Source organism: Paenibacillus sp. AR247 (assembly GCF_002968895.1).
GTDB classification, from domain to species: Bacteria; Bacillota; Bacilli; order Paenibacillales; family Paenibacillaceae; genus Paenibacillus_AQ; species Paenibacillus_AQ favisporus.
Genome location: NZ_PCZT01000009.1, coordinates 1,935,068 through 1,942,863, shown reverse-complemented (window position 1 = coordinate 1,942,863; position 7,796 = coordinate 1,935,068). Strand labels below are relative to the sequence as shown.

4 protein-coding genes and 2 pseudogenes are annotated in these 7,796 nt (G+C 56.2%); all 6 read left to right on the top strand.

Going from position 1 to position 7,796, the window contains the following annotated elements:
• A pseudogene (locus CPT76_RS39950) lies at nt 1–149 on the top strand (carbohydrate ABC transporter permease); the annotation flags it as partial.
• Nucleotides 150–210: 61 nt separating this feature from the next.
• Complete coding sequence (locus CPT76_RS17555) at nt 211–1,839, top strand: extracellular solute-binding protein (protein WP_105443754.1); 1,629 nt, start codon at nt 211–213, stop codon at nt 1,837–1,839.
• A 70-nt stretch (nt 1,840–1,909) separates the two neighbouring features.
• Entirely contained in the window at nt 1,910–3,190 is a 1,281-nt protein-coding gene (locus CPT76_RS17550; protein ID WP_105443753.1) for a Gfo/Idh/MocA family protein, read from the top strand.
• Between the two features lie 301 nt (nt 3,191–3,491).
• Nucleotides 3,492–4,685 carry a glycine C-acetyltransferase gene (locus CPT76_RS17545; RefSeq protein ID WP_105443752.1) on the top strand — a complete coding sequence of 398 codons (1,194 nt, stop codon included), beginning with the start codon at nt 3,492–3,494 and terminating at the stop codon, nt 4,683–4,685.
• A 34-nt stretch (nt 4,686–4,719) separates the two neighbouring features.
• Nucleotides 4,720–5,679 (top strand): L-threonine 3-dehydrogenase, encoded by a 960-nt coding sequence (locus tag CPT76_RS17540; protein ID WP_105443751.1) that lies wholly within the window; start codon nt 4,720–4,722, stop codon nt 5,677–5,679.
• Between the two features lie 266 nt (nt 5,680–5,945).
• Nucleotides 5,946–7,554, top strand: a pseudogene (locus CPT76_RS17535) (S9 family peptidase).
• Nucleotides 7,555–7,796: the final 242 nt, after the last annotated feature.

The window sequence follows — 7,796 nt, the reverse complement described above, 5'->3', positions numbered from 1 at the left end:
CGACCGAATCGGCGATCAAGCAGCAGCGCGAGGTGGAAGGCATCAAATACGCCGTGCTGGTGGTGGCCAACATTCCGGTGCTCGTGCTATACCCGTTCCTGCAGCGTTATTTTGTCAAAGGCGTCATGATCGGAGCCATCAAAGGATAATTCCTTGCATGGATAAATGATGGAATCGTGGTTGGAATCAGATCAAAGGGAGGAATCTTGGATGAAGCTGAAGCAATGGGGGAGTCTGCTGCTGACCTGCGTGCTGACGGTATCGCTGGCGGCGGGCTGCAGCTCGGGGGACAAGGAAGGCGGCGCAGCCGCGGAATCGAAAGGCGGAGGTTCGGGCGGGGGACAGGTCAATGAGACCGGGATGCCAATCGTAACCGACAAGCTGACGGTGACCGCTTTTGCGGGCAAGTTTTTCGCTAATGCCGACTGGAACAACATCAAGCTGTGGCAGGAATACGAGAAAATGAGCAACATTCACGTCCAGTGGGACACGGTTCAGAAGGACAATCTGGCGGAGAAGCGCAATCTGCTGCTGGCCGGCGGCGATTACCCGGAAATGTTCTACGCTTCCGCGTTTCCCCGGGCCGACCTGCTTAAATACGGCAAACAGGGCGCATTTCTTCCGCTGAACGACCTGATCGACAAATACGCGCCCAACTTTAAAGCGCTGATGGAGAAGTACCCGATCATCGAAAAAGGCATCACGATGCCGGACGGCAACATTTACGGCCTGCCAACGCTGTACGATCCCGAATTCAAGTCCGTGCTGTACGGGACGCCATGGGTGAAAAGCGAGTGGCTCACCAAGCTGGGCTTGAAGGAGCCGCAGACGCTGGATGAATTTTATAACATGCTGAAGGCGTTTAAGGAGAATGATCCGAACGGTAACGGACAGAAGGACGAAATCGCATGGGGTGCGGTCGGAGCGGCTGGCCTGGTCAATTACCTGCGCGGCTCTTTCGGCCTGAACAACCACGGAACGTCAAATATATATGTCGATACCGATCCGGAAAGCGGCAAAGTCCGATTTATCCCGACCGATCCGCGCTACAAAGAGCTGCTTCAGTACGTCAACAAGCTCTACAAGGACGGCCTGCTGGAACAGGACATCATGTCGGTCAAGAGCACCGAAGTCGATGCAAAAGGGATGGAAGGGCTGATCGGGGTAGTGGATAATGTCGACCCGGTGGCGATTTACAACCAGAAGGGCTATGTCGGGCTGCCGGTGCTCAAGGGGCCGCATGGCGACCAAATGTTCAGCGCGACCGGATCGCCGCTCGGCAACATCGGGATGTTTGTACTGACCGATAAAGCGAAAAATCCCGAGGCGTTGATGCGCTGGATGGACTATTTTTATGGTGACGAAGGCATCAAAATGTTCTTCATGGGCTGGAAAGATGAGACCTATAAAGAAAACGCGGACGGCAGCGTGGATTACGTGGACGACATCAAAAACAACCCGAACGGCCTGAATCTGGACCAGGCGGTAGGGCAGTACCTGATTTGGCCAGGCGGCTATTATCCCGGCTTCGTCACTCAGAAGTACTTCAAAGGAGCCGAAGGGCTGCCGACGTCCGTCGACAATGCCAAAAAAGCAGAGCCGCATGTCGTGCCGCAGGATCAAATCTGGCCGCCGTTCAACTTCACCGCCGAGGAGCAGGCCGACCTGACGGGCATCCAGACGGATATTACGACCTATGTCGACGAAATGCGCGACAAATTCATATCCGGCAACGCCTCTTTTGACGAGTGGGATGCGTACGTGTCCACGCTGCAAAAAATGGGCCTGGACCGCTACATCGCCATCTATCAGTCGGCGGCGGACCGTTATTCCAAATAATTGCAATGGATAGGTTGAACCCAGTTCAATGGTTCAACTGATATAGTGACTTCAAAGGAGCGAACAAGATATGACGCAACTGAAAGCGATTCTGATCGGCGCGGGCGCCCGCGGAGCCGGAGGTTACGCCCCATACGCGCTGGACTACCCGCATGAGCTGGAATTCGTGGCCGTGGCGGAGGCGGATCCGGTGCGGCGGCTCCGTTTTGCCGAGAAGCACGGCATTGATCCGGAGCGGTGCTACGAATCCTGGGAGCCGCTCCTCACCGCGGAGCGGATGGCGGACATCGCCGTTATCTGCACGCAGGACCGGATGCATTACGGTCCCACCATGCAGGCATTGAGGCAAAAGTATCATGTCCTGCTGGAAAAGCCGATGTCTCCGGATCCCGGCGAATGCCTGGACATGGAGCAGGCGGCCAGGGACCATGACCGGCTGCTGACGATCTGCCACGTGCTGCGGTACACGCCGTTCTGGAGCACGATCAAGCGGGTGATCGACAGCGGGGCGATCGGCGAAATCGCGTCGATCCAGCTGAACGAGAACGTGGGCTACTGGCATATTGCCCACAGCTTCGTCCGCGGCAACTGGAATCACTCGGACAAGGCCAGCCCGATGATTCTGGCCAAATCCTGCCATGACATGGATGTGCTGTCCTGGCTTATGGATAAGCCGTGCCTGCGGGTGAGCTCGTACGGCTCGCTGATGCACTTCCATGAAGGCCGCGCGCCGGAAGGCTCGGCGGCCCGCTGCCTGGACTGCGCCGTCGAGCCGGACTGCCCGTATTCGGCGCCGAGGTTCTACCTCAGCGACCAATACAAAGGCTGGGCCGGACATTTCACGCCGGAGCTGACGAAGGCGAGCATCATCCAGGGCCTGCGCGAGACGGACTACGGCCGCTGCGTCTACCGCAGCGACAACAACGTCGTTGACCACCAGGTGGTCAACATGGAATTTGAAGGCGGAGCTACGGCGATGTTCAGCATGTGCGGCTTTACCTTTGAGCAGGAGCGCCGGATTCAGATCATGGGTACGCGCGGCGAGCTCCGCGGCGAGGAAGGGAAGATCACCGTCTTCGATTTTCTGACCCATCAGCAGACGGAAATCGCCATCCCGTCCCAGGCGAGCGGCCACGGCGGCGGAGACAGCGGCATCGTCCGCAGCTTCCTCAAGGAAGTCCGCGGCTACAGCGGCCAGGAAGGCCTGACGTCGGCAAGCGCATCGGTGCGCAGCCATCTGATGGCGTTCGCGGCAGAGGAATCGCGGCTTCATCAAGGGAAATCGATCGATTTGAATGAATTTGCAATGGGATGGACGTCTAGGAAGCAAACGGCCGAGCAGCCGAAATAAGGCGATGAAGTAAGCGTTCAGAAACAAGGCATCGCTGTCCTGTTTTCCAGTGGAACGGCAAGCCCAGAAAACAACTAAACTCCGAATGCCTCGGGTTTAGTTGTTTTTCATTTTCGCTGTTCATCAGCCCGGCCAGCGCTTTGCCCTGTAAAAAATCCGAAATATTTTTGTCCTCAGTGGATGTACAAATCGAATAAAAGGTGATACATTAAAAATTAAATAAAGCCTGTAATGGCAAGGGAAATAACGGATTTTAAATGTCTACTATGAGAGGACATATGTATATTGAGGAGGGATTGATATGGCAAGTCAGGCATTGGACTTGTTTCTTAGCACGAACATAGAAGATCTGAAAGCCAAGGGATTGTATAACGTGATTGATACGGTGCAGGGACCAAACGGCCCGGTGATCCAAATTGACGGAAAGTCCTTGATTAACCTTTCCTCCAACAACTACCTGGGTCTCGCCACCGATTCCCGGCTGGTCGACGCGGCGGTGCAGGCAGCCAAGACGCACGGTGCGGGTGCCGGCGCCGTCAGAACGATCAACGGAACGCTGGATTTGCATAACCAGCTGGAGGAGAAGCTGGCCGGGTTCAAGCACACGGAAGCTGTCATTGTGTACCAATCGGGCTTTAACTGCAATATGGCCGCCATTTCTGCGGTGATGGACGCAAACGACGCCATTTTGTCTGATGAGCTGAATCACGCTTCCATTATCGACGGCTGCCGCCTGTCGAAGGCTAAAGTGATCCGCTACAAGCATTCGGACATGGAAGATCTGAGAAGCCAGGCGAAAGCAGCCAAGGAATCCGGCTTGTACAACAAAATTATGGTGATCACCGACGGCGTGTTCTCGATGGACGGCGATATCGCCAAGCTGCCGGAAATCGTAAAGATTGCCGAGGAATTCGACCTCATTACGTATGTTGACGATGCGCACGGCTCCGGCGTTTTGGGCGAAGGAGCGGGAACCGTCAAGCATTTCGGCCTGTCCGACCGGATCGATTTTCAAATCGGTACGTTGTCGAAGGCGATTGGCGTTGTAGGGGGCTATGTCGCCGGTTCGAAGCAGCTGATCGAGTGGCTGAAGCTGAGAAGCCGTCCGTTCCTGTTCTCGACCTCCCAGCCTCCGGCAGTCATTGCGGCCTGCATCGCGGCGGTGGACATTCTGATGAACGACAAGGAGCTCATCGACAAGCTGTGGGAGAACGGCCGTTTCCTGAAAGACGGTCTGCGCGCGCTTGGTTATGACATCGGACACAGCGAAACGCCGATCACCCCTTGCATCATCGGGGACGAAGTGAAGACGCAGCAGTTCAGCAAGCGGCTGATTGAGGAAGGCGTCTATGCAAAATCGATCGTATTCCCGACGGTGCCGAAGGGAACGGGCCGGATCCGCAACATGCCGACAGCAGCTCATACGAAGGAAATGCTGGAGCAGGTCATCGGTGTATACGAAAAGGTCGGCAAAGAAATGAACCTGATCGGGTAAATTTATTAGTGAATTTTCCAAGGAGGAATGACGCGTGAAAAGGATTCTGGTGACAGGGGCGCTTGGGCAAATCGGCTCCGAGCTGGTTGCCAAGCTGCGTGAAATATACGGCAACGACGCGGTCGTTGCGACAGATCTGCGTTCATCCGCCCACGAAATTACCCGGACGGGTCCTTTCGAGCTGCTGGACGTAACCAATGACAAGGCGATGCATGAAATTGCCAAGCGATATCAGGTCGATACGATCATTCATTTGGCGGCGCTGCTGTCGGCAACAGCCGAAGAGAAGCCGCTCCTGGCCTGGAATCTGAACATGGGCGGGCTGATGAATGCGCTGGAGGTGGCCAGAGAGCTGAAATGCCAGTTCTTTACGCCAAGCTCCATCGGGGCGTTCGGGCCGTCGACGCCGAAGGACAACACGCCGCAGGACACGATTCAGCGCCCTAACACGATGTACGGCGTGAATAAGGTGTCCGGTGAGCTGCTGTGCGATTACTATTACCATAAATATGGGCTGGATACGCGGGGTCTCCGTTTTCCCGGGCTGATTTCCTATGTGACGCCTCCCGGCGGAGGGACGACGGATTATGCGGTGGAGATTTATTATGCGGCCGTCACTCAAGGCAAGTACACGTCTTATATCGCCAAGGGCACCAACATGGATATGATGTACATGCCGGACGCCCTGACCGCCATTATTGATCTGATGGAAGCCGACTCGTCGCGGCTGACGCACCGCAATTCCTTTAACGTGACGGCCATGAGCGTAGATCCCGAAGCGATCGCTGCGGCGATCCGCAAAGAAATCCCAGGCTTCACGCTGGACTACAATGTCGATCCGAAGCGTCAGGCGATTGCAGACAGCTGGCCGCACTCCATCGACGCTTCGGCGGCGAAGGCCGAATGGGGATTCCGGGCGCGTTACGACCTGGACGCCATGACGAAGGATATGCTGGGCCATCTTGGCGGGAGACAACTGCTCCGTAAAGCATGATTCAAGGGATACGAACATTTAATGAAGCTGGAAAGCTGTAACGGGAAAAAGCTGTACGCTCAAGGGAGGATGCAATGGGATGCATGGACCTTGGTGGTGCGGCTTTTTTGGTTTTTTGGCGAAAAAAAGTAGGGATGATCTCCCTTCGTCAGGCCGTTTTTTCGATATAATGGGTAAGAAAGCGTACAGGCGCAGCCAACACGAAGCAGCATTGCAGCAGCAAGTATACAAGCGCCTAATCACACCTAATCAAAGGAGGCGAAGGTATGATATCATTTCCAAAACCGGATGTGGAGCAGTTTTTTCAGAGCTATGTCATCAGCAGCTTCGGAGTGAGCGCCGACGAGTCGAGGCTTGTATTCAGCGCCAGCCTGAGCGGGAAATTCAATGTGTGGGCCATGGATTTGAAAGGGGATACATCGTATCCGTACCCGCTGACGTACAACGATCAAATGGCCAGCTTCGTTAAGCCGGACCCGGAGGGAAGGCATCTGCTGACGGCGTTTGACCGCGACGGCGACGAAAACTACCAGTTCCATGCGCTGAAGTGGAACGGCGGACAGCCGCTGCCGCTGTTTCCAGAGAGCGCTCCGGATGAAAAGCATTACTTTGTCCATCTGTCCGAAGACGGCAACCGCCTGTATTACAGCACCTCCCGGGATAACCCGATGTTTCTGAATTCCCGGGTGTACCGCCTGGATACGGGAGAGGACCGGCTGCTCCTGCAGGGCGAAGAAACGACGACCAGTCTTACGGCCGTCAGCCCGGATGAGCAGACCTTCGCATACACCAAGAGCTACGCGAATACATACAACGTCAGTTATTTACGCCGGGTAGGGGACGAGGCGGATCAGTGCCTGACGCCGGATCCCGGGCGGGTCCATAATGCGGGTGAGGTTCATTTTCTAAATGATGGGGAGGTGGTCTTTGCCACCGATTATGATGCGGAATTTGCTTATTTGGCTTCCTTCGATCTGACGACCGGGACGTTTCAACCACGGCTGCAAATCGAGCGGGAAAGTGTGGAGCTGATCCGTCTGCACCGGGAATCGCGGACGGCGTATTTGGTGACGGACCGCGGGGTTGACGGGACTGACCGAGGAGGACTTGTCCGCGCCCGAAGTGGTGTCCTATTCCTCTTTTGACGGGATGAAGATAGAGGCTCTTTTGTACCGGGCGAAGGAGGACTCGGCCAACGGGTATACCGTTTTCTGGCCGCACGGCGGGCCGCAGGCCGCGGAGCGCAAGCAGTTCCGGTCGATGTTCCAATATATCATCGCGCAGGGCTACAACATTTTCTGTCCGAACTTCCGCGGCAGCACAGGCTATGGCAGCTCGTTTGTGAAGCTGGTGGAGCAGGACTGGGGCGAAGGGCCGCGCAAGGACTGCCTGGCAGGGATGGAGTGGCTGTTCGAGCAAGGCATTTCCTCAAGGGATAAGCTGTTCGTGGTCGGCGGCAGCTACGGCGGATATATGACCCTGCTCTTGGCCGGGCGCAATCCCGAGTATTTTCGGGCGGCCGTGGATATTTTCGGCGTCAGTAATCTGTTTACGTTCTACCATTCCGTGCCGGACCACTGGAAGTCGATCATGGAGCGCTGGCTCGGCGATCCGGAACGCGACCGCGAACGGTTCGTCAAGGATTCGCCGATAACGTATCTGGATCAGATGGTCAACCCGATGCTGATCATTCAAGGGGCCAACGATCCGCGGGTGGTCAAGGCGGAGTCCGACCAGATCGTGGAAGCGCTCCAGGCCAAGGGCCGCGACGTTGAGTATATTGTGTTCGAGGACGAGGGTCATGGCATGACCAAAAAGGCCAACGAAAAAATCGCGTACACCCGCATGGTGGAGTTCATGAACCGCTGCCAGTAGGGAGTGGAGGGGGCTTTTGTAAGCCCGCGCGAATACGGTGCTTTCATCCAACTTAGGGCCGGCCGTGAAGCCGGGAGAGGAGACAGAGGAATGTCGGAACGAACAGAACATGCTGGCAGGGAAGAGCGGCTGTATTGGCTTCATCATTTGGAACGCTGGGCACGTCCGGTGCTGACGCGGCTTGCGGAGGGAAGGCTGCGCGCAGAGATGCCGGTGGAGAGCAGCGGGGAAGGCCGGGAGGC

Excerpts from the sequence above, each read along its gene's own strand:
- CPT76_RS17550 (WP_105443753.1), top strand. The coding sequence starts at position 1,910 with ATGACGCAACTGAAAGCGATTCTGATCGGCGCGGGCGCCCGCGGAGCC.
- CPT76_RS17555 (WP_105443754.1), top strand. The coding sequence starts at position 211 with ATGAAGCTGAAGCAATGGGGGAGTCTGCTGCTGACCTGCGTGCTGACG.
- CPT76_RS17545 (WP_105443752.1), top strand. The coding sequence starts at position 3,492 with ATGGCAAGTCAGGCATTGGACTTGTTTCTTAGCACGAACATAGAAGAT.